This window comes from Mycetohabitans sp. B2 (assembly GCF_021733735.1).
GTDB classification, from domain to species: Bacteria; Pseudomonadota; Gammaproteobacteria; order Burkholderiales; family Burkholderiaceae; genus Mycetohabitans; species Mycetohabitans rhizoxinica.
Map to the genome: position 1 here is coordinate 1 of NZ_JAHKSP010000184.1, position 642 is coordinate 642.

Consider the following 642-nt stretch of genomic DNA (forward strand, 5'->3'; position numbering starts at 1 on the left):
CGCGGTTGCAACTCACGAATACGTGTGACCGCATCCGCGCGCCACGCTTGCATGTCCGACAACGGAATCGGCTGACCATCGTAGCTGCTCTTCCAGATATTAAAGTTTTCACCAAATGCATAGTCCGCGTCGTCTTTATAGTACGTATCGTAGACCTTCTGCCATGCTTCGACTTGCTCCGCCTCCGTCGCAAAGTCTCGCTCGACAGGCACTTGGTCAAGCACGATATAGCCAACCAGTTGTTGGCTCCCGCCCTGATCCTCTCGAGCAATCACCGCAGCCTGCGCGACGGCCGGGTGATGCTGAAGCACCGCCTCAATCTCACCCAACTCCACTCGAAAGCCCCGAACCTTAACCTGCTGGTCCGCCCGGCCGATAAACTCCAGCGCGCCATCCGAGCGCCAGTACGCCAGATCGCCCGTTCGGTACACCCGCGTACCGCTCGCATCGAACGGGTTAGCAATGAAACGCTCGGCGGTCAATCCCGGTCGGTTGAAGTACCCCCTGGCCACGCCCTCACCGGCTATATACAATTCCCCCACTACGCCAACCGGCACCGGACGCAAGCATGCGTCTAAAACATAGGCTCTGGCGTTATCCAGTGGCGTGCCTATCGGAATAGACGCTTGCGCTTGATACGGC

1 protein-coding gene is annotated in these 642 nt (G+C 58.6%); it reads right to left on the bottom strand.

All coding sequences use genetic code 11. From position 1 onward, the window contains the following. Positions 1-642: AMP-binding protein (locus tag KPG66_RS17330; RefSeq protein ID WP_237071677.1), on the bottom strand; the 642-nt coding region annotated here is incomplete at both ends.